Origin of the sequence: Micromonospora arborensis (assembly GCF_003205615.1) — a bacterium.
Classification (GTDB): domain Bacteria; phylum Actinomycetota; class Actinomycetes; order Mycobacteriales; family Micromonosporaceae; genus Micromonospora; species Micromonospora arborensis.
In genome coordinates this window covers 257,804-279,122 of sequence record NZ_PYBV01000005.1, presented here as the reverse complement: position 1 = coordinate 279,122, position 21,319 = coordinate 257,804, and the positions used below count along the sequence as shown (strand labels likewise).

The 21,319-nt window shown below is 71.8% G+C and carries 19 protein-coding genes; 17 read left to right on the top strand and 2 right to left on the bottom strand.

The genetic code is table 11. The features are described 5' to 3' along the window. The first annotated feature begins 49 nt into the window (after window positions 1-49). The 6 genes from C7C45_RS04290 to C7C45_RS04265 all read left to right on the top strand — a co-directional run bounded on the left by C7C45_RS04290 (window position 50) and on the right by C7C45_RS04265 (window position 8,008). A complete protein-coding gene (locus tag C7C45_RS04290) occupies window positions 50-988 on the top strand; it encodes an acetamidase/formamidase family protein (RefSeq protein ID WP_110562313.1) in 939 nt (312 codons plus the stop codon). Window positions 989-1,095: 107 nt separating this feature from the next. Next, entirely contained in the window at window positions 1,096-2,514 is a 1,419-nt protein-coding gene (locus tag C7C45_RS04285; RefSeq protein ID WP_110562312.1) for a WGR domain-containing protein, read from the top strand. A 53-nt stretch (window positions 2,515-2,567) separates the two neighbouring features. Further along, window positions 2,568-3,671, top strand: coding sequence for an endonuclease domain-containing protein (locus tag C7C45_RS04280; RefSeq protein ID WP_110562311.1), 1,104 nt, complete (start codon window positions 2,568-2,570; stop codon window positions 3,669-3,671). Next, window positions 3,668-4,381, top strand: a complete 714-nt coding sequence (locus C7C45_RS04275; RefSeq protein ID WP_110562310.1) for a hypothetical protein — start codon at window positions 3,668-3,670, stop codon at window positions 4,379-4,381. The genes C7C45_RS04280 and C7C45_RS04275 overlap by 4 nt, the downstream gene beginning before the upstream one ends. Further along, window positions 4,378-7,638 carry an ATP-binding protein gene (locus C7C45_RS04270; protein WP_110562309.1) on the top strand — a complete coding sequence of 1,087 codons (3,261 nt, stop codon included), beginning with the start codon at window positions 4,378-4,380 and terminating at the stop codon, window positions 7,636-7,638. The genes C7C45_RS04275 and C7C45_RS04270 overlap by 4 nt, the downstream gene beginning before the upstream one ends. A 37-nt stretch (window positions 7,639-7,675) precedes the next feature. Next, entirely contained in the window at window positions 7,676-8,008 is a 333-nt protein-coding gene (locus tag C7C45_RS04265; RefSeq protein WP_110562308.1) for a putative quinol monooxygenase, read from the top strand. Window positions 8,009-8,067: 59 nt separating this feature from the next. On the opposite strand, the gene pdxY is transcribed toward C7C45_RS04265, so the two are convergent. Both pdxY and C7C45_RS04255 read right to left on the bottom strand, forming a co-directional pair. After that, the gene (gene pdxY, locus C7C45_RS04260; RefSeq protein WP_110562520.1) at window positions 8,068-8,919 is read right to left on the bottom strand and encodes a pyridoxal kinase PdxY; all 852 of its coding nucleotides are present in this window, start codon (window positions 8,917-8,919) and stop codon (window positions 8,068-8,070) included. Window positions 8,920-9,062: 143 nt separating this feature from the next. After that, window positions 9,063-9,857 (bottom strand): S1 family peptidase, encoded by a 795-nt coding sequence (locus C7C45_RS04255; RefSeq protein WP_110562307.1) that lies wholly within the window; start codon window positions 9,855-9,857, stop codon window positions 9,063-9,065. A 118-nt stretch (window positions 9,858-9,975) separates the two neighbouring features. On the opposite strand from C7C45_RS04255, the gene C7C45_RS04250 reads away from it, so the two are divergent. The 11 genes from C7C45_RS04250 (at window position 9,976) to C7C45_RS04200 (ending at window position 21,276) form a co-directional block, all read left to right on the top strand. Then, complete coding sequence (locus C7C45_RS04250) at window positions 9,976-10,539, top strand: AbfB domain-containing protein (RefSeq protein WP_110562306.1); 564 nt, start codon at window positions 9,976-9,978, stop codon at window positions 10,537-10,539. Between the two features lie 147 nt (window positions 10,540-10,686). Further along, window positions 10,687-11,985 carry a cytochrome P450 gene (locus tag C7C45_RS04245; RefSeq protein WP_110562305.1) on the top strand — a complete coding sequence of 433 codons (1,299 nt, stop codon included), beginning with the start codon at window positions 10,687-10,689 and terminating at the stop codon, window positions 11,983-11,985. 258 nt (window positions 11,986-12,243) lie between these two features. Continuing rightward, complete coding sequence (locus C7C45_RS04240; protein WP_167454641.1) at window positions 12,244-12,708, top strand: helix-turn-helix transcriptional regulator; 465 nt, start codon at window positions 12,244-12,246, stop codon at window positions 12,706-12,708. A 252-nt stretch (window positions 12,709-12,960) separates the two neighbouring features. Beyond that, window positions 12,961-15,351: a sensor histidine kinase gene (locus C7C45_RS04235; protein ID WP_167454640.1), complete on the top strand. Its 2,391-nt coding sequence runs from the start codon at window positions 12,961-12,963 to the stop codon at window positions 15,349-15,351. 16 nt (window positions 15,352-15,367) lie between these two features. Then, a complete protein-coding gene (locus C7C45_RS04230; protein WP_088989969.1) occupies window positions 15,368-15,772 on the top strand; it encodes a roadblock/LC7 domain-containing protein in 405 nt (134 codons plus the stop codon). 52 nt (window positions 15,773-15,824) lie between these two features. Continuing rightward, window positions 15,825-17,018 carry an ABC transporter substrate-binding protein gene (locus tag C7C45_RS04225; RefSeq protein ID WP_110562302.1) on the top strand — a complete coding sequence of 398 codons (1,194 nt, stop codon included), beginning with the start codon at window positions 15,825-15,827 and terminating at the stop codon, window positions 17,016-17,018. After that, entirely contained in the window at window positions 17,015-17,914 is a 900-nt protein-coding gene (locus tag C7C45_RS04220; RefSeq protein WP_244200238.1) for a branched-chain amino acid ABC transporter permease, read from the top strand. Before C7C45_RS04225 ends, C7C45_RS04220 begins: the two co-directional genes overlap by 4 nt. Continuing rightward, window positions 17,911-18,930 carry a branched-chain amino acid ABC transporter permease gene (locus C7C45_RS04215; protein WP_167454639.1) on the top strand — a complete coding sequence of 340 codons (1,020 nt, stop codon included), beginning with the start codon at window positions 17,911-17,913 and terminating at the stop codon, window positions 18,928-18,930. Before C7C45_RS04220 ends, C7C45_RS04215 begins: the two co-directional genes overlap by 4 nt. Beyond that, a complete protein-coding gene (locus C7C45_RS04210) occupies window positions 18,927-19,670 on the top strand; it encodes an ABC transporter ATP-binding protein (protein WP_110562299.1) in 744 nt (247 codons plus the stop codon). Before C7C45_RS04215 ends, C7C45_RS04210 begins: the two co-directional genes overlap by 4 nt. Further along, a complete protein-coding gene (locus tag C7C45_RS04205) occupies window positions 19,670-20,440 on the top strand; it encodes an ABC transporter ATP-binding protein (RefSeq protein WP_110562298.1) in 771 nt (256 codons plus the stop codon). The genes C7C45_RS04210 and C7C45_RS04205 overlap by 1 nt, the downstream gene beginning before the upstream one ends. 32 nt (window positions 20,441-20,472) lie before the next feature. After that, window positions 20,473-21,276, top strand: a complete 804-nt coding sequence (locus tag C7C45_RS04200; RefSeq protein ID WP_110562297.1) for a class I SAM-dependent methyltransferase — start codon at window positions 20,473-20,475, stop codon at window positions 21,274-21,276. Window positions 21,277-21,319 lie beyond the last annotated feature (43 nt).

The following is a 21,319-nucleotide window of genomic DNA, read 5'->3' as shown; positions in this document are numbered from 1 at the left end:
GCCCCCCGCCGCACCCGTGGCGCGGGTCACCTGCCACTAGCCTGCGTTGATGCGACACACCCTCACGCCCGGGGACGACACCCTGCACGGCCACTTCTCCCCCGACTTCGCGCCCGTGCTCACCATCGACCCCGGCGACACCGTCACCTACCGCACCCTGGACTGCTGGTGGTCGGCCGGCCCGTATCCCGGCGGGAACAACCGGGACCGGCCCCGGGCACCGCAGTACCAGACCGACCACGGGCACGCGCTGATCGGCCCGGTCGCCGTCCGCGGCGCTCGCGCTGGCCAGACCCTCGCGGTACGCGTCGACGCGGTCGTCCCGGCCACCTGGGGCACCACCGTGGCCGGCGGCTGGTCCAGCGGCTTCAACCAGCGGTACGGCATCGAGCAGGACGGCGTGGTGCATTCCTGGGAGTTGGACCCGGTGACGATGACCGGCCGCAACCAGCATGGCCACGCCGTGACGCTCCGGCCCTTCATGGGTGTGCTCGGCATGCCACCGGCCGAGCCGGGGCGTCATTCGACAATCCCGCCGCGGGCCTGTGGCGGCAACCTGGACTGCAAGGAGCTCACCGCCGGCAGCACCCTGCTGCTGCCGATCCCGGTCGACGAGGCGCTGTTCTCCGTCGGGGACGGGCACGCCGCACAGGGCGACGGCGAGGTGGGCGGCACCGCCATCGAATGTCCGATGGACGAGGTGACGTTGACCTTCGACGTCCGCGACGACTTCCCGGTCACCGGGCCGGTGGCCCGCATCCCGGGCGCCTGGCTGACCATGGGTGTCGGCGCGTCCCTCGACGACGCCACGTTCATGGCCCTGGACTCGATGCTGACCCTGATGCAGCGGATGCACCGCCTCAGCCGCCCGGACGCCGTGGCGCTGGCCAGTGTCGCGGTCGACGTACGGGTGACGCAGATCGTCAACCAGACCGTCGGCGCGCACGCGGTGCTCCGCGACGACGCACTGCGCCGGTCGGGGCACTGACGGGTCGAGGCTCGGACGAGCCGATTGTGTCGGGGGTCGCCGTTAGCGTGTGGTCACTGTCGCCGCGCCGGCCATGTCGGGTCGGTCGCTGACCCCTCGGAGGTCCCATGTCCCAGGAGACGACCTACCTCGAACTGTCCGAAGTGGACGGTGCCCACAAGTTCTACGAGGTCATCGTCGACAACGCCACACTGACCGTGCGCTTCGGTCGGATCGGCGACCAGGGGCAGGTCAAGGCGAGCGCCTATCCGGACAACGCCCGGGCCCGGGCAGCCGCGGCGAAGAAGATCGGGGAGAAGGTCCGGAAGGGTTATTCCCCGGCGGTCCCCGGCGTCCGGCAGAAGCGCACCGTCTCTCGTCGGCAGATCGTCAGCACCCGCTCCACCGCCCACACCGCACCAGTGCTCTGGCGCTACGACTCCGGCGCTCCCGCCTTCGGCATCTTCGTCGACGGGCGGCACTGCATGGTCGGCAACGAGCACGGGGTGATCACCACGCTCGACCACGACGCCCAGGTGCGCGGCCAGGTCCGCCTCCCCGACGGCGTCAAGTGCATCGTCGCCGACGACGCCTGGATCTACGCGGGATGCGACGACGGCAACGTCTACGACCTCTCCGGGAAGGTCCCCCGGGTGGCGTACGCGATCGCCCCGGAGATCGACATCTACTGGCTGGACATCCACGACGGCGTCCTGGGCGTCTCGGACGCCGACGGCGGGATCACCGCCGTCGACCACGAGGACGAGTTCCTGTGGCGCCGGCCCGGGCGCGGGCGCTCGGCCTGGATGGTGCGGTGCGACACCGACGCGATCTACCACGGCCATTCGCAGGGGGTGACCGGCTACGAGTGGCGTACCGGCCGCGAACTGTGGCACACCAGGACCGGTTCGGTGCTCTTCGGCTGGCAGGAGCACGGCAGCGTGTTCGCCGGAACCGGCACCCGCGAGGTGGCGCGGCTGTCCAAGGCCGGTCGGCTCGAACGCAGCTACCTGTGCGACGCCCCGGTGTTCTCCTGCGCCACGGCGGAGGGCGGCCGGTACGTCTTCGCCGGTGACAGCCAGTCCTCGATCTACTGCTTCGACGCGGCGGGCACCCGATTGTGGAAACTCGGCACCGGCTGCGGCTCGGCGTACTCGATGCAGTATCACGACGATCGGCTCTACGTTGTCACCACCGGCGGCCATCTCGCCTGCATCGACGCGAGCGAGCCGGCCATCCGGGCGGCCCAGGCCGGCGAGGTGCCCGAGGTACGCGACGTCAAGGCCCCCCGTCAGGCACCACGCCCCGTCGAGCCGACGGTCGTCGAGGTGACCAGCGACGCGGGCGGCGGTGTGGTCGTGCAGTGCCTCGACGAGCGGGGGCGGTTGCGGGTGCAGGTGCTCTCCGACGGCTACCGGCGTGACTGGAGCGTGCAGTTCCCCAAGGGGATCCGCGAGCCGGGCGCCCGCTATCTGGTGACCGAGGTCCGCGAGTCCAGCCGGGGCGGGTTCTACCGGGCGTTCGGCGACATCCGCCGCCTGCGCTGAACCGCCGCCGCCGAGGGGCCCCGGTCACGCCCACCGTGTCGTAGGGTGCCGGCATGGCGCATCCCGTCCAGGCCAACGGAGACGCCAACGGGGCCTGGTGGGCCATCCCGCCGACGCGGCGAGTGAGTCACCTGCCGGGCGTCGACCCGGAGCTGCTGCGGGTGACACTCGACCCGTTGCCACCGGCAGCGCCCGCGATCGTGCACTACCGGCCCACGGTGGTAGGCCCGCTCGGTGACCTCGTGGACACCCTGCTCGACCAACTGGACACCGCAGCCCTCGCGATGTTTCCCCGCTGGCTGGCAGGGGCCGACCGTTTCGACAGCGAGGGCACGCTCGGCGTGGCGGCGGTGCGCGCCCTCGCGGCCCGTACCGCCGCCCACTCCCGGCACTTCGGCCCGTTCCTCGCCGACCTCGCCGAGCGTGGGTTGCGCGATCCGCGCCGCCGCGCCGCCCGGTCCCGCTTCGCCCCGGGGGTACGCGCCGCCGGGCTCGCCCGGGTGATCGCCGAGGCGTACGACCGGGAGAGCTGCGTACTCGTCGTGGCCCTGCCCGACCTGGATGCGGACGCCGAGCGGACGCTGGTGGCCGCCGCCGAGTGGTTCGTGCGACACGGCGGCCTCACTGTGTGGTTGGCCGGCGGGCCCTTGCGCCACGCAGACCGGGTTCGGTCGGTGCCGATGATGGTGCCGGCGCCTTGTGCCGACCTGGCCAGCACGGCCGATCGAATGCCGGACACGGCCGCCGAACGGGGGTCGACGGTGTTGGTCTGGCCGCCGATCGCGGGCGTGCCACGCGGTGACAGCGCCGCCGAGCAGGCATTGGAACGTGCGCTCGCGCCGCACGACTGGGCGCGGGGCCGGCGGTGGAACCAGACCTACGAGTGGCACGTCCTGGGAGCCGCGTACCGACTGGATCTGTTTTGGCCCGTGGAGGGTCTTGCGGTCGAGGTTGACGGCCCGGAGCATCGTGGGCGAATCGCTTTCGCCAACGATCGGTGGAGAGACGTGCAGCTGCAACTTCTCGGGCTGGACGTGCTCCGCTTCACCAACGAGCAGGTGCTCACCGACGCGCCGGCGGTGGTCGACGGGATCCGTCGGCTGCTGACCCGGCGACGCGCGGGCAGCACGCACCCCCACGGAGATGAGACATCATGACGAGCCCGGCGGACGTCCCGCACCTGACGCCGAACCAGATCAACGCCCTCGTGGTGTTGATGGTCGAGGCACGCCGACTCACCAACGTCGAGCTGAAGGAGCTGGCCGGCTTCACGCTGACCGGCAAGGACAACACGAAGCTCGTCGACCTGGGCCTGGTGGAGACCGATCGGACGCACCGGCCGTTCGCCCACGAGCTGACCGACGAGGGCTGGCGGGTGGCACGTCAGCTGCACACCTCCACGCCGCCCAAGCAGGGCGGCTCGACGACCCGGTCGCTGTTCGTCGTCCTGTCCAACCTGCACCGTTCGCTGGACCGGCTCCGGGTCAGCCACGGCGACTTCTTCAAGCAGACCGGAGCAACGGCGCTGGCGGCCAGCAAACCTCCGCACGAAGCACCGGCACCCGCTGCGGCGGTACCGGCGGCGGCGGCACCCGTGTCCGCGGCGGAGGTGGAGGCGCTGGTTCGTTCGGCGTACCGGGATCTGGCCACCGCGCCGGGCGCCTGGGTCGGCCTCGCCGACGTCCGGGACCGGCTCGCCGACACCGACCGGGCCGCCCTGGACGCGGCGTTGCGGGCGATGGTCGGCCGGGATGACGTCCGCATCATCCCGGTGGCGAACACCAAGTCGCTGACCGAACGGGACCGGGCCGCGGCCGTCCGCATCGGGAACGAGGACAACCACGCTTTGGCGATCGGCCCGGCATGATCTCCGACGAGCAGCGAATCGCGCTGGAAGCGGTCAGTTTCAACCCGGCGGTCACCCCGGACGACGTCTGGCGACCGAGCCCGCACAACGTGCCGGAGCTGCACGAGAAGGTGGCCGCGGAGATCCTGCGCGGGGTGGCGCGGGCCCGCACCGACGACACGAGCATGCCGCTCGGCGTGGCCATGCAGGGCCGCGCGGGCGCCGGCAAGACGCACCTGCTCGGGGCGGTCCGCGAACGGATCCAGCGCGACGGCGGCTACTTCTTCCTGGTCGACATGGTCAGCGGCAAGACGTTCTGGGAGAGTGTCGCCCTGGCCCTGGTGGAGGGCATGGGCCGCGCCCACGTCGGCTGGGGTACCCAGCTGAAGACGTTTCTGCGTCGACTCACCCCCCAGCTCGGCCTGCCGATGGAGGTCCGCGACGCGGTCGCCGGTGCCCAACCGGTGACCCGTGCGCAGCTCGACACCTTCATCCGGGCACTGCGCGAGCGCGATCGGGAGGTCGGGCGGGACGCCCAGGACACCGCTCGGGCGCTCGTCCTGCACGGCGCCACCGACTTCGAGGCACAGGACGTCGGTTACGCCCATCTGATCTCCGAACCGGGTGACCCGGCCGCGCGGGCGGCGTGGGGTTTGAGCGTCGCGATCCGCACCCCGCAGCAGGTCGTGCAGGACATCTCCCGACTGATGGCCCTGACCCTGGACCCCACGGTCATCGCCGTGGACCAGCTCGACACGCTGTTCGCCCAGACCAGCACCTCGCTGCTCAACCATCACCAGGGGTTGGAGGACGGCCAGGCCAAGATGCTCGGCCCGATCGCCGACGGCCTGCTCAAGCTCCGCGACATCACCCGCCGCACACTGGTCGTCGTCTCGTGCCTGCCGGACACCTGGGTGCTGATGACCCGCAGCGCGCCCACCCCCGTCGGCGACCGCTTCCGAACGTCGACCCTGCCGGACCGGATCCCCACCCCGGAGATCGGGCAGGCGATCGTGGCGAAGCGTCTCGCCGCCGCGTTCGCGGGTCCGCGCTTCGTGCCACCGCACCCCACCTGGCCGATCGCCCCCGCTGCCTTCGCCGACGCACCCACCCTGACGCCACGCGCTCTGCTCCGTCGGGTGGACCGCCACATCGCGTGGTGCCGTGACCATCACGAGGTGGTCGAACTCGACCGGCTCGTCGACGGCGCCGACTCGACGCCGACGGTGCGCGCCGTCCGTGGCGCTGCCGGTGATCCGACGACGGACGAGCGCCGCCTGCACGAGTTGGACGCACGGTTCGCCGAACTGGTCGAGGCCGCTGACGTGTCGGCCGCCGTCGACCCGGCGGGCGAGGACGAGCACATGCCGCCGCTGCTCGCCGCCGGCCTGGCCGCCTGGATCGCCGAGCAGGCGCCGACCGGCGCCACCTACAAGTACGATCCGCCGCCCGGGCGCAAGCCCGCGCTGCACGGGCGGCTCATCGAGGTGCTCGACGAGGCCACCGAGAACGAGGCGCACTGGTGCTTCCGGGCCATCGCGCACCCCAATGCCGTCGCCGTCACCGCGCGGGTCAAGGCCGCGTGCACGCTTGCCGGGTTGGACCGGGACCTGCCACAACGGCGGCTGATCCTGCTGCGCAACGGTCCGTGGCCGACCGGGAAGCGTACGACCGAGGTGTTGGCGGGCTTCGACGCGGCCGGCGGCCTGCGGTGCGCGGTGCCGGAGGCGGACCTGCGGGTCTTCGCGGCGTTGCGGGTGATGGCCACCGAGCCGTCCACAGCCCTGCAGGAGTGGCTGGTGGCCCGTCGCCCGGCCAGCGGCACCGAGCTGTTCCGGGCGGTCCTGCCCGGGCCCGACGGCACGCGCGGCGCTGCCCCGCCGACGACGCCCGACGACGGCGAGCCACCGTCGGGCGGCAGCGACTCCGACCCAACGAACGTGCCGGTCGCCGACGTGGCAGATGGTCCGTCGACCGGCTCGACGGCCGCGCCCGTACCCGCTGACCCGGCCGCCGTCGCGATCAGCGCCGGCGGTCCGGCGGTCGGGCTGGGGCAGACCGCCGACGGTGGTCACCCGTTCACGGTGCCCCTGGAGTCGCTGCGCCGGCACGCCGTCGTGTTCGCCGGGTCGGGCTCGGGCAAGACGGTGCTCATCCGCCGGTTGGTCGAGGAGTGCGCCCGGGAGGGCGTCTCCGCGATCGTGCTCGACCCCAACAACGACCTCGCCCGCCTCGGGGACGCGTGGCCCGAGCCGCCGAGCGGCTGGGGTCCTGGCGACGCCGAACGGGCCACGGACTACCTCGCACACACCGAGGTGGTGGTGTGGACACCCCGGGTCACCGCCGGGAGGCCGTTGAGCTTCCAGCCGCTGCCCGACTTCACCTCGCTGCGGGACTGGCCCGACGAGTTCGACCAGGCTGTCCGCTCCGCCGTGGAGGCGCTCGCGCCACGGGCCGGCGTCGACCGGTCGAGCAGGCTCGCCCAGCAGGGCAAGGCCGTCCTCACCGAGGCCCTCCAGGCATACGCACGAAGCGGGATGGTGGGTCTGCCCGGCTTCACCGAGTTCCTCGCCGACCTGCCCGAGGGGGTCAGTCGGCTGACCCGTGCCGGCAAGCTCGCCGAGGAGTTGGCGGAGGCGCTCAAGGCGGCGATGGTCACCGATCCACTCTTCGGCGGGGTCGGTGCACCGGCTGACCCCGGGCTGCTGCTGACGCCGTCGCCAGGCCGGCGGGCTCGGGTGTCGGTGATCAGCTTCGTCGGCCTCACGTCCGATCAGGAGCGGCAGAGCTTCGTCAACCAGCTGCAGATGGCGCTCTTCGCCTGGATCAAGCGGCACCCCGCCGGTGATCGACCGCTGGGTGGGCTTTTCGTGATGGATGAGGCGCAGACGCTCGCGCCATCGACCGGCACCACGGCCTGCACGGCCAGCTCGATCGCGCTCGCCGCACAGGCCCGTAAATACGGGCTCGGGCTGGTCTTCGCCACCCAGGCGCCCAAGGGTCTGCACAACCAGATCTCCGGCAACGCGACGACGCAGTTCTTCGGGCTCCTCAACGCGCCCGCGCAGATTGACGCGGCCCGTCAGCTCGCTGAGGCCAAGGGTGGGCGACTTCCGGACATCGGCCTGCTGAACAGCGGTGAGTTCTACGCCGCCGGGGAGGGTTTCTCGTTCGTCAAGGTGCGTACTCCGCTGTGCCTCACGCACCATCCGAAGGCGCCGTTGACCCCCGAGGAGGTCATTGCCCGCGCGCACTCGAACGACGGCCGGTCTGGGTAGCCGGCTCCCGGGCTCCGTCAGGACGTAGCCTGGAGCCATGATCTTTATTACCGCCAAGTTCCGGATCCTGCCCGAGCACGCCGACCGCTGGCCGCAGATCGCCGCCGAGTTCACCCGGGCGACCCGGGCTGAGCCAGGCTGCCTGTGGTTCGACTGGTCCCGCAGCGTGGACGACCCGACCGAGTACGTGCTCGTCGAGGCCTTCCGCGACGACCAGGCCGGCGCGGCTCACGTGCAGTCCGCCCACTTCCGCGCGGCGCAGGAGACCCTGCCGCCGCACCTGGCCGAGACGCCGCGCATCGTGAATGCCACCGTCGCGCAGGAGGACTGGTCGCTGCTGGGCGAGATGGCCGTTCCCGAGGGCCGCTGACCGCTGCCGCCGCGCTGGCGGGTGTTCCCGGCCCGCCAGCCCGTGGCTTCGACCGCAGGTCAGCGAAGTCGGCGGGCGGTGAACCGGGCTGGCGGGTCGGCGATCACGTCCTGTGCCGCGATCAGCTGGATCTCCCGGGTGCCGGCCGCGAGGGTCGCCTCGAGGACGGCGAAGACCGAGGCGATGGTGCGTTCCAGCGCGGTCGCGGGTGAGCCGGTCGTGCACAGGTGCGCGAGGTACAACGCCGCGGTGACGTCGCCCCCGCCGTTCGGGTTGATCGGCAGCAGCGGTGTGGTCACCGCCCAGGCGCCCTCGTCCGAGACGGCCACCACCTCCAGCGAGTCCGGTGGCAGGTCGCCGTGCAGCACGCTGGTCACCAGGACGTGCCGCGGCCCGGTCGCGCGCACGACGTCGACCGCGTCGAGCACCTCGGCCAGCGAGTTCGTCGTACGGCCGGCGAGGAAGTCGAGCTCGAAGTGGTTCGGCGTGATGATGTCCGCGCGCGGCACGACGGTGTCCCGCAGGTACTCCGGGATGCCCGGCCGGACGAACATCCCGCGACCGGTGTCGCCCATCACGGGGTCGCAGCAGTACACCGCGGCCGGGTTGGTCGCCTTGACCTTCTCCACCGCGTCGAGGATCACCGCGCCCATGGCCGGGTCGCCCTGGTAGCCGGAGAGCACCGCGTCGGCGCTGCCGAGAACGCCACGGTCGGCGATGCCGTCGATCACCTCGGCCACGTCGGCCGCCGCCAGCATCGGCCCACGCCACGCGCCGTACCCGGTGTGGTTGGAGAAGTGCACCGTCAGGACCGGCCAGACCTCGTGCCCGAGCCGTTGCAGGGGGAAGGCTGCCGCCGAGTTGCCCACGTGACCGTAGGCGACCGACGACTGGATGGACAGGATCTTCACCGGCTCATCATGGCCGTTGCGGCCGGCGCCGCACACGCGGCCCGCTGTTTCTGTCAGGTGGCCCACTCGGCACTCACCCGTCGGTGGTGGCACGAGCGGGCGGCCCGGACATCGTCGTCCGGGCCGCCCGAGTGGTCGTACGGTCAGCCGCCGAGGCTCGCCGCTGCCGAAGCGATCGACGAGGCGAAGTAGCTCACCTGGGTGTAGACGCCCGGGTAGTTGGGTCGGGCGCAGCCGTTGCCCCAGCTGACGATGCCGACCTGGATCCAGGCGTTGGCGGCGTCGCGGCGGAACATCGGGCCACCGGAGTCACCCTGGCAGGTGTCCGTGCCGCCGCTGGCGTAACCGGCGCAGATCTCCTGGGCCGGGATGAGGTCGCCGCCGTAGTTGGCGTTGCAGGTGGAGTCGCTGACGAACGGGACGGTCGCCTTGAGCAGGTACCGCTGCTGGCCGCCGCCCTCACGTGCGGCGCCCCAGCCGGCGATGGTGAAGGTGCCGCTGTCGTACGCGGTGGTGCTGGCGATCGGCAGCGTGCTCAGCCCGGTGACGGGGGTGGCCAGCCGGATCAGCGCCCAGTCCCGGCCGCTGCCGTTGTAGCCGGGGGCCCGGTAGACGTAGTTCGACCGGACGGTGATCCGGCTGGACGACTGGAGGTCGACGGTCCCGAGCGTCGCGGTGATGCTGGTGTTGGTGCCGGTGGCGCCCACGCAGTGCGCGGCGGTGAGCACCAGCCGGGAGCTGTACAGGGCACCGCCGCAGCCCATCGAGAGCCGCACCATGAACGGGAACTCGCCCTGGGCGGCGCGGGTGCCGCCGACGACGTTCGGCGTCACTGGGTTGTCGGCCGCGGCGGCCGGCGCGGTGAGGGTGAGGCTGGCTGCGGTCACCGCGGCCAACGCGGTGGCCAGGAGGCCAGTGAGAGTACGCCAGCGAACCATGCATTCCTCCGCATCAGGATGGCACGCCTCGTGAGCGCACCTCATTCGAGATAGCGGCCATCATATTTAGAACCGTGGATGTTGCGGGTCATCCTCTCTGGGTCGTACCACCGGCGCTATGGATCTCGAACGACCGGCAGGTCTGGCCGCCGGCGGCTGCTACTCGTTCGAGTCGATCAACTTCCTCGCGCAGTACCTGCGCCACCAGAACTCCCGGGTCCGCAACTCGCCGGACGACGGCTCGGCACTCATGCGGACCGACGCCACCTGGTGCGCGCGTGTCGGACCGACCGGCGCGGGAGTGTCGCTGGAGTCGCACAACTTCCGGGGCAGGTACCTGTCGCGGAGATGGCCCTCGCCAGCAGGGGCGTCCGGCGTCACCCGCCGTCCCGGGGGTCGTTTCTCCGGTCATGAGGAAAAGTGGTGCGTTGTTGCGACCGTCCATCATGGTCGGCTGTCCGCCCCAGCCGCCCCTGATCGTCGGGTCATCGCGCATATCGGGGCACCTCCGTCGCCGGGACACCGCGAGTTTCCTGAAGCGGAGTGGACCAGGTGGCGTTCACCGGATGTGGCGCTTGGAGGGCCTGCCCGGCTGGGCCGGCTGACGGCAAGGACCGGGCCGCAACTTGCAGCTGGCCAGGCTCTCCCGTCCGCTGCATTCCGCAAATATGTAGGACCATAAATAGACATCAGCCTATCTTGACTTGCGCAGCCAGTCGGCGCACCGTAAAGCGCAAGTGGCAGATGAGCGCCATTATCGGCCCGACTGACGTGGATCGTTCAATGGGGGCGCTGCCGGTTTCGCGCCGTGTGCATCAGGAGGCGTTCCATGCGGTTGAATCCGTTCACCGGGGCCTATCTCACCGATCCGGCGAGCAGGTGGCGACACCTTCTCGACGACCCCGCAGGGGTGCACTACGCCGAGGATCTGGACCTGTGGTTGATCAGCAGACACGCACACGTCCGTCGTGCCCTCGCCGACGCCGCGACGTTCGCCAACGCCCTCACCCTCGTTCCGGTCTACGAGGTGTGCCCCCAGGCCATGAACGTGATCATGCAGATCGACGCGCCACCCACGACGGCAGCCGCGGATCCGCCGGTGCACCCGCGCACCCGCCGGGCCCTGCGGGCAACCTTCGCGAACACCGCCGACCGGGTCGAGGCCGACTACGGCGCGATCGTCAGCCGCCGGGTCGATCAACTGGTGTCCCGGCTCGTCGCCCGGCAGGGCGACGAGGTCGACCTGATCCCGGAGTTCGCCACCGAGCTTCCCCTGCTGGTGGTCCTCGATATCCTCGGCGTGCCCGACACCGACATCGGGCGGATCCGGAGCTGGGCGGACGGTCAGATCGCCCTCATCTGGGGGCAGCCGGACCCGGCCGAGCAGGTGCGTCTGGCGCAGGGTCTGCTGGAATTCTGGCACTACTGCGAGGAGCTTGTCCGGCAGCGGGTGGAGAGCGGCCCGCAGGGCGACGACTTCATCAGCCGCGCTCTGACCTACCGGGACGACGATGACGCGGTGCTGACGGTGCCCGAGGTAGCGAGCCTGGCCTTCAATCTGCTGGTCGCCGGCCACGAGACCACCGCCGGGCTGCTCGCGCACGCCCTCGACCAGGCGCTGTCCAGCCCCCAGCGGTGGTCGACGATCGCCGCGGACCCGGGGTCCGTCCCCGCGTTCGTGGCCGAGACGCTCCGGTTCGCGCCCGCCATCGACGGCTGGCTCCGGGTGACCCGCCGAGATGTCACCCTGGGAGAGACCACCATTCCGGCGGGGGCGCGCTGCCTACTGCTGATCGGGGCGGCCAACCGGGATCCTGCGGTCTTCGCCCACCCGGACCGGTTCGACCCACACCGGTCCGACGCGGCGGATCACCTGTCGTTCGGCCACGGCCCACATTTCTGCATCGGGGCGGGATTGGCGCGACTTGAGGCCGGGATTGCCCTCACCCGACTGGCCGCGGCCATTCCCGGCCTACGGCTGACGCCCGAGCAACGTCGTTCGTTCAAACCCAATGTTGCGTTTCGCGCCCACCAGACGCTGAGCGCGACAATCGATATCACGGCGCCCGCCGTGGTCCCGGTGACACGAGAGTCGGCGGTTGCCGAGATGCACACCGCCCACCAGTGAGCGCCCGGCACGCGGGGCCGGCCTGCACCCGATCAGCGGGTCTGCGGGGCATCGCGGCCTGCCGCGAACGCGCCGCGACGCCGCGCCCGCGCCGGGTCCGGCACAGGCCTTCCACGCATTGCCCGGCGATCCATGTCGATGAACGTCTTCACACCCAACGCTTCCTGGGTTAAGAATTGCCCTCTACGAATGTCACGCGCATCGGCCGCGTTCGATCTGCGGTCCGCTGCTGACTTCCGTTGCCACGAAGGTGAGCGCATGGAGCACACGTCCCCGTCAAGCTCTGCTCACTCTGCGGCCAGCCAGCGATTCCGGTGGGAACTACGCAATTGCCGCGTCCGGCGCGGCCTGACGCAGCGCGCCCTGGCGGATCTGGTGCGGTTCAGCCGGGAAACGGTCGCCGCGGTCGAGTCGGGCCGCCGGTTCGGCAGTCACGAGTTCGCGCTGCGGTGCGACGACGCGCTGCGCACCGGCGGCCGGCTGGCGGCACTGTGGCCCCAGGTCGCGGCCGAGCAGTTGGCCGCCGACGGTCGCCGAGGCCCCCGCGCCTCGGAACCCGCCCCGCTGGCACCGCAGCAACGTGGTCGGCGCGACGCACGTGACCCGGCTGCCGTGGTGGACGCGATCGACGAGCTGCGCGAACTGATCGGCCAGGTGCTCAACGGCCAACCCGACCCGGACGACCCGGAGCGGCCGGCCGGCCCCCTCGACGACCAGCGCTGACCGCACCGACCCCGGGCCGCCCCGCGGCGTCACCGGCTGCTGACTCTGGGTACAGATACTGGTACGGGCAGTTTGTACCACGGTCAGGTCTGGCCTATGAGCGCGGCTTCCGGCCGAATGGGACTTGCATTTGGCAATGTGCGGATAGACCGTCATCGACGAGTCGCGGGAGTCAACTTGGCGTCGAGCACGAGGTCCCACGCGGCCCGACCCTACCCGAGCCGTCCGCGCGGTTGGAAGATTGCCGGTCGGATGCGCCTCATCGTCGCGGCACCGCTCGTCGCCGTGATCGGCTTCGCCGGCCTCGCGCTGACCGAGAGCGCACGCCAGACAGCCCGCGCCAGCGACCTGGAAGTCCTGGCCCGGGTCGGGGCCGAGGCCGGCGACCTGGCCTACCGTCTGCAACGCGAGCGCATCGCGGCAGCCGACCTGCTCACCTATCCCGCAGCCCAGCAGCAGGACGCCTTCGGCACGGAGATGGCCGCCACCGACGAGGCCGCCGCCCGCTACCGCCGGCAGCGGGATCTGCTGCCCGCCGACGCCGAAGCCAACCAGGCCCTGCTGCGCCGCATCGACGAGGCGCTGGACGGCCTGGCCCCGCTGCGCACCCAGGTACGCACGGCGGCGCACGCCTCGGTGTCGGCGATGACCTTCAGCTACCGCATCGCGATCGCCGACCTGATCAACTTTCGGGAGAACGTCTCGCACGGCGTGGTGGACGCCCAACTCGCCGACGGGATCCGGGCGTCCGCGGCGCTGTCGAAGACGGCGGAGGCGATCGGCCAGCAGCAGGTCGCCGTGCTGCGCGCGGTCGCGGGCGGCGAGCTGACCCCGGCCATGCAGCAGGACATCACCGCCGCCCGTACCAGCTACACCGAGTCGAGCCTGTCGTTCCTGGCACTGGCTCCGCCCGACTGGAGCATCTGGTGGGAGCAGGCCGGCACCGGGAAGGAAGCGCTCACCCTGCAACGGATGCAGGACGAGGTGTCCCGCGCCCAACCGGGGTCGCAGCTGAAACTGGAGACCCCCGCCTGGGTGTCCACCACACAGACGCGCGCCGCCCGCCTGGCCGACCTGCGCGGGCGGGTCGACGGCGCGGTCCTCGACGACGTCCGGACCGCGCATGCCGACCAGCGTCGCCGGGCCGTGGCCGAGGCGGTCGGCGTCCTCCTGGCGCTACTCCTCACCGCGTTGGTGACCTGGGCCGTCGCCAGGCAGATCACCCGGCGGCTGCGACGCCTGCGGGATGCGGCCAACGCGGTGGCGTTCGAACAGCTCCCCGCCGTGGTGGCCCAACTCCAGCAGCCGGGCAGCGCCGCGATCGACCCGCAGCAGTTGGCCCGCCAGCAGTCCGCCGCCGCCCTCGAACCGTCCAGCGACGACGAGATCGGTGAGCTGGGCCAGGCGTTCAGCGCCGTGCACCAGGCCGCCGTACGGACCGCCGCCGAGCAGGCCGTCATGCGCGCCAACACCGCCGACATCTTCATCCACCTCAGCCGCCGCGAACAGCGACTCGTCGACGCCGTGCTGGCCCAGGTCGATCTGGTCGAGCGGGACGAGACCGACCCCGACCGGCTGCACCAGCTCTACACCCTGGACAACCTGGCGACCCGGATGGGCCGGATCAACGCCAGCCTGCTGGTGCTCGGCGGCGTCGGTGTCGGTCGCGTACGCCAGCGCGACGTGCCGCTGCAACAGGTGCTTCAGGCAGCGCTGTCCCAGATCGAGCACTACGCGCGGGTCCGGCTCGGCATGATCGACGGGGACGTCGCCGTGGCGGCCAAGACCGTCGACGAGGTCGTACACCTGCTCGCCGAACTCATGGACAACGCGACGACGTACTCGGCACCGGACAGCGAAACCTGGGTGAGCGGCCGGAGCCTCGGTGACCGCGTCATCGTGCAGATCAGCGACGAGGGCGTGGGACTGTCCCCGCAACGGATGCAGCAGCTCAACGAACTGCTGGCCCGCCCACCCGCCATCGACGTGGCCGCCGTACGGGCGATGGGCCTGGTCGTCGTGGGTCAACTCGCGGCGCGGCTGGGCGCCACCGTCCAACTGCGCCGCGGCCCCCGCCGCGGCACCCTCGCCGAGGCGACGCTGCCCGCGGCGATCATCCGGTCGATGCCACCGGAGGAGTTCCTGCTCGCACCCGGCCGGCTGTCGCGGCGGGCGGCGCGCACGGCCAACCCTCCGCCGCCGTACCAGCCCCGCCCCGAGCCCACCGCCGGGCGCCCCCCGGCCGAGCGGCTCCTGCCGGCGGCGCCGGTGTTCCGACCCGCTCCCCCACCCCCGGACCGGGGTGACGCGCCCACCGAGGAGTTACTCATCTTCGAACAGGTCAACCACTGGTTCCATACGGATGTCGTCGACGGCCACGACGGCCGGGAGTGGTCCAGCCCCGCGGACGACGCCTGGCGCACGGCCGCCCAGGCGACCGCCCCCGAGGTCGCCACCACCACCAGGGCCGGCCTGCCCAAACGGCAACCCCAACGGCATCTCGTGCCCGGCGGCGTGACCGTGCCCGAGCAGCAGCAACGCTCCGAGTACCGCGACCCGGCCCAGGTGGCGACGGCGATGGCCGCGTACGCGCGGGGTGTGGCGAACCGACGGCGCACCCCGATCAACCTCGCCAACAAATGACGCGACAGGAGAGCACGTGAGCGACCAACAGGATCTCGGCTGGCTGCTGGACAACTTCGCCGCACGCGCGAGCGAGGTCAGCCATGCGATCGCCATTTCCAGCGACGGTCTGATGGTGGCCGCCACCCGCGATCTGCCGCCGGACCGGGCCGACCAACTGGCCGCGACGGGCAGCGGGCTTGTCAGCCTGCTGCGCGGGGCGGCGGCCTTCTTCGACGCCGGCGCGGTGATCTCCAACGTCACGCAACTCGAGGGCGGATTCATGTTCTCGATGGCCTTCAACGACGGCGCCTCGCTGCTGGTGCTCGCCGCACCCGAGTGCGACGTCGGCAAGGTCTCCTACGAGATGACCGAGCTGGCCAACCGCATCGGGGACGCCCTGACCCCCGCGGCCCGAGCGGCCCTCGCCCGCAGCCGTTGACAGCCCCGGCGCCCCCACGCCGGAGTCCCATCCTTCCCCTGGAGAAACAGACATGCCTCACACCACCCCTTGGCACAGCCGTGCCCTCGGCGCCACACTGCTCGCGGTCGTGCTGACCGTCGGCACCGCCTGCGGCGATGACGGGCCGGGCCCGAGCGCCAGCGGCTCGATAAAGGTCGGCCTGCTCGCGTCGCTGTCCGGGACGTACCAGTCCGTCGGTACGGAGATCCGCGACGGCTTCCAGCTCTACCTGGACACCCACGACGGCAAACTCGGCGGTCGACGGGTCGACCTCGTCGTCGCGGACGAGGGCAACGGTGCCCAGACCGCGGTCCCGGCGGCGACCAAACTGCTCAAGCAGGACCGGGTGGCCGCGCTCACCGGCATCGTCGGCGGTGGTTCGGTCGCCGGGGTCACTCCCCTGCTCGAGGAGACCAAGGTGCCGCTCGTCGGTTCCAACGGCCGACCCGAGCTCAAGGACGTCTCCCGGGTCTGGCACACCTCGTACCTCTCCGACGAGCCGGGGGAGGCGATCGCCCAGCACGTCCGCGACACCGTGCAGGGCTCCGTGTACGCGATCGGCCCGGACTACCAGGGCGGCTGGGACGAGCTTCGTGGTTTCACCGACACGTTCGTGAAGATCGGCGGGAAGCTCGCGAACTCCGACGGCAAGACGACCTTCACCCCGTTCCCGGCCACCACCAACTTCACTCCGTACTTCGCCCGCATCAAGGCCTCCGGCGCGGCGGCCGTCTACACCTTCTACGCCGGCAGCGCGGCCGTCGACTTCGTGAAGCAGTACGCGCAGTCCGAGATCAAGGACGTCCCGCTGTACGCGGCCGGTTTCCTCACCGAGGGCGGGGTGCTCAACGCGCAGGGCGACGCCGCCCGGGACATCTTCTCGGTGCTCAACTACTCGCCCGACCTGGACAACGCGGAGAACCGCGCCTTCGTCGCGGCGTGGAAGGCCAAGCACGACGGTTCGCCGACGACGTACGCACTCGCCTCGTACGACGCGGCGGCGGTGCTGGACCGGGCGATCGGCGCCGCCGGGAGCGACCCGACTCCGGAGGCCATCAACACGGCCATCGGGCAGCTCGGGCAAATCGCTAGCCCGCGTGGCACCTGGCAGTTCTCCACCACCACCCACTCCCCCGTGCAGAAGTGGTACCTGCGGCAGGTCCGCCAGGACGGCCGGGCGCTGTCCAACACCGTCGTGGGTGACCTCGCGACCGTCGGCCGATGATGGCGGTGGTGGCGGCCGGCACGAACCGGATCGACCCGTACGTGATCCCGGCGCTGGACGGAGTCGCCTACGGGCTGCTCGTGTTCGTCGCCGCGTCGGGCCTGGTCTTCTGTTTCGGCGTCGCCAACATCCTCAACCTGGCGCACGGCACGCTCTACGCGATCGGCGGGTACACCGCCGCGGCGTTGCTCGACGGCGGCTGGGCGAGCCTGGCGCTGGCGCTGGCGGTCGGTGTGTTGGCAGCCGGCGCGGCGGGTGTGCTGCTGGCCGGCCTGCTCACCCCGGTCGCCACCGGTAACCACCTGACCCAGGCGCTGCTGACGTTCGGGGTGGCACTGGCCGGCGGCAGCCTGCTCGTCGCCGGCTTCGGGCCCGACGATCCGCAGGTCCGGGTGCCCGCTGCCCTGGAAGGGTCGGTGGTGGTCGCCGGCCACCGCTACGCCGCGTACCGGTTGGTCTTCATCGTCGTCGCCGCGGCGATCGCCGCCGCGCTCTACCTCGTGGTGCGGCGGACCAGGGCCGGGATGCTGGTGCGGGCGGCCGTCGACGACGCCGAGATGGTCGCCTGTCTGGGCGTGAGTCCCGCACGGATCCGAGCCGGCGTGCTCGCCGCCGCCGGCGCGCTGGCCGGCGCGGCCGGGGTCCTGGGCGCGCCCATCATCGGCCCCGGCACGGACACCGCCGACACCGTGCTGCTGCTGTCCCTGGTGGTCGTGGTCCTCGGTGGTCTCGGGTCCATGGCCGGCACCCTGTTGGCCGCGCTCGCGATCGGCGAGATCCAGACGCTGGGGGTGGCGCTACTGCCGTCCGCCGCGCCGTTCCTGCTGTTCGCCGCCATGGCGGCCGTGTTGGCCGTGCGGGCGCGTGGCCTGGCCAGCCGATGGGGGGCGACATGAGGGACGAGGTGATCCGCCGAGCACGAGGCGCTGTCGCGGCGCTCGTCCTGGCCGGTCTGGTCGTGGCGCCCTGGGTGGTCGACGACTACACGACAGCGATCCTCGCCCGGACGCTGGCGCTTGCGCTGGTCGGGGTGAGCGTGGCCCTGCTCACCGGCGTCGCCGGCATGCCCACCCTCGGCCAGACCGCACCGTACGCGGCGGGCGCCTACGCCTGTGTCGTGGTCGGCAGCCGGATCTCCGACGTCGGCGTCGTGCAGCTCGCCGTCGCGGCGGGTGCCGGGGCGGTGCTGGCCGCGCTGACCGTGCCGCTCGTCGTCCACGCCCGGGGGGTGATCGTCCTGATGATCACGCTGGCCATCGGTGAACTCGTCGTGACCATTCTCGGTCGGTGGCGGTCGGTTACCGGTGGCACGGACGGGTTGGCCGGCATGCCCGCGGTCCGCCCCTTCTGGGGGCTCCCGCCCCTGGCCAGCGACCAGGCGCGTTACCTGTACACCCTGGTCGTCGTGGCCACGTTGGTCGGCGCGGCGCTGTTACTGCTGCGGACCCGGGCCGGGCTGCTGCTGCGTGCCGGTCGGGACGACGAGACACGGTTGCGGGCCAGCGGGCACCGCGTGCCGCTGCACGTGTCCGGCGCGCACATCGCCGCCGGGGCGATAGCCGGCGGCGCCGGCTCGCTGCTGGTCGTCGCCCAGCAGTACATCTCCCCCGCCGACTTCGGCTTCGACACGTCCGCGCTGCTGTTGCTCGGTGTCGTCATCGGTGGCACCGCCTCGATCGGCGGCGCCCTGGTGGGCGCGGCGCTCGTCATCGCCGTTCGGGACTGGCTGTTCGGGGTGCTGCCCGGCCACGCGCCACTGGTGCTGGGAGCGCTGTTCGTGGCGACGGTCTACCTGCTGCCCAGCGGCGTCAACCGGGCCCGGGTCCGGCTGCGCGCGTCGAGCGCCGCGCCGAGCCACCCGCAGGCGCCGCCCGCCCGTGACGCTGCGACGGTACCGGAACTACGCGCATGAACCCCCTGCTCAGCGCCGAGGAGGTAAGCGTGCGGTACGGCTCGCTCACCGCACTCGCCGGCGTCGACCTGTCCATCCACGAGGGCCAGCGGCACGCCCTGATCGGCCCCAACGGAGCCGGCAAGACGACCCTTCTGGACGTGATCGGCGGCGCCACGAAGCCACAGCGCGGCACTGTGCGTTTCGCTGGACGGGACATCAGTCGGCTCGGCCCGGCGGCACGGGCCCGCCGAGGCATCAACCGGATACACCAACGACCAGCGGTCTTTCCGACGCTCACCGCGACGGAGAACGTCGTGGTGGCCGCGCTGCCACGGGTCGTCCCGCGCCGTAGGTGGTGGTCCGGCGGACGCCGGCGCACCGCGCAACACCGGGCAGGCCCGCTGCTGGAGCGGATGGGCCTCGCCGACGTCGCGGCGGTGCCCGCCGGGCACCTCGCACATGGGCAACGACGCCAGTTGGAGATCGCGATGGCCCTTGCCGGTAGCCCCCGCCTGCTGCTGCTCGACGAACCTGCCGCGGGACTGTCCGCCAACGAGGTAGGCCGGCTGGTCGACCTGCTCCGGGCGCTGCCCAGGGCGATCGCCGTGCTGCTGGTCGAACATCGACTGGACCTGGTGTACGCCCTCTCCGACACGGTCACCGTGCTGCGTGACGGCCAGACGTTGGCCGCCGGTACACCGGACGAGATCCGCACCTCGCCGCTGGTACGGCAGGCCTACGCCGACGGGGTGGCCTGATGCTGTGTGTGGAGCGCCTGTGTGCCGGCTACGCCGGGGGGATCGTGCTGCACGAGGTCAGCTTCCGGGTGCAGCCTGGCAGCATCCAGGCCGTGGTGGGCCGCAACGGGGCGGGCAAGAGCACCCTCGTGCACACCATCGCCGGGCTGGTACCCGCCAGCAGCGGTCGCATCGAGATCGGCGGCGTGCACGTCGCCGGCCGGCAACCGCACCGGATCGCGCAGTCCGGAGTCGGCCTCGTTCCGCAGGGCCGGCGGGTCTTCTCCCGCTTGACCGTGGCCGAACACCTGGTCCTGGCAGCCGCACCCTGGCGGGCCGCGACCGCCGGCAGCGAGGGCTGGACGGTGGCCCGGATCCTCGAACTGCTGCCGAGGCTGGCGGAGCGGCTGCGCCACCGTGGCTGCGAACTCTCCGGCGGCGAGCAGCAGATGCTGGCGATAGCCCGCGCGCTCCTCGGTCAGCCACGGGTGCTGCTGCTCGACGAACCGTGTGAGGGTCTCTCTCCCGACCTGGCGGCGCGGGTCCGTGGGCTCATCAGCGCCCTCGCCGCCGACGGCCTGACCGTGCTGCTCGTGGAGCAGCAACTCCAGTACGCGATCGAGATCGCGGACCGGGTGGCGGTGCTGGAGTACGGCCGGGTCATCTACGACCGGCCGACCGGCGAGGCCCGCGTCGATCCGGCCCCACTGGCGGCGATGTTGAGCGTCGCCGCCGTCCCGCCACCCCCGGCCAACCGACCAGGCCCTCGGCTCTGGGCCGACACCCCGTAGTCACCTGAACCCCCTCGGAGAGGTGGACACCGATGACAACCGCTACGAGCGACAGCACGTACACGTTCGACAACGGCGCACCCGACGCTGTTCCCCAGATGCACGCGCTGGAGTCCTTCCTGGATCCGATCACGACGCGCCGCCTCGCCCACGCGGTGCTGCGACCGGGGGCCACCTGCTGGGAGGTCGGGGCGGGTGGCGGCTCGATTGCCCGCCGGATCGCCCGCGCGATCGGCGACACCGGTCAGGTGCTGGCCACCGACATCGACCCGGCGCACCTGGTGGCGAAGGGCAACCTGCACGTACGCCGGCACGACGTGCGCACCGAGCCGCCACCCGGGGACGCGTTCGACCTGATCCACGCCCGGCTGGTGCTGCTGCATCTCCCCGAACGACGGCGGGTGCTCCGCACGCTCACCGGCGCGCTGGCCCCCGGCGGGTGGCTGGTGGTCGAGGAGTTCGACTGCACCGCGCCGCAACGGGTGTTGACCGCGCCGAACGACGACGCCGCGAAGCTCTTCGCGCAGGTCATGGACGCCATAATGGGTGTCCTGCAGGAGCACGGCGCCGACCTGGGCTGGGCACAGGACGTGCACACCGAGATGACCCTCGCCGGTCTGACCGAGGTGGACACCATCACCCACTCGCAGAGCTGGGCCGGTGGTTCGACCGGGGCGTCGCTCTACGAGACGAACTCCCGCCAGTTGGAGCCGGACCTGCTCGCGGCGGGGCTGTCGCCCGACCAACTGAACGCCTTCCGGCGGCTGGTCCGTGACCCCGGCTTCGCCGTCATGTCGTACCACTTCGTCTCCACGCGGGGCCGCCTACCGAGCTGAGCAGGTGGACCACCGCGCGGAGCGCGGTCGCGCCGTCCGTACC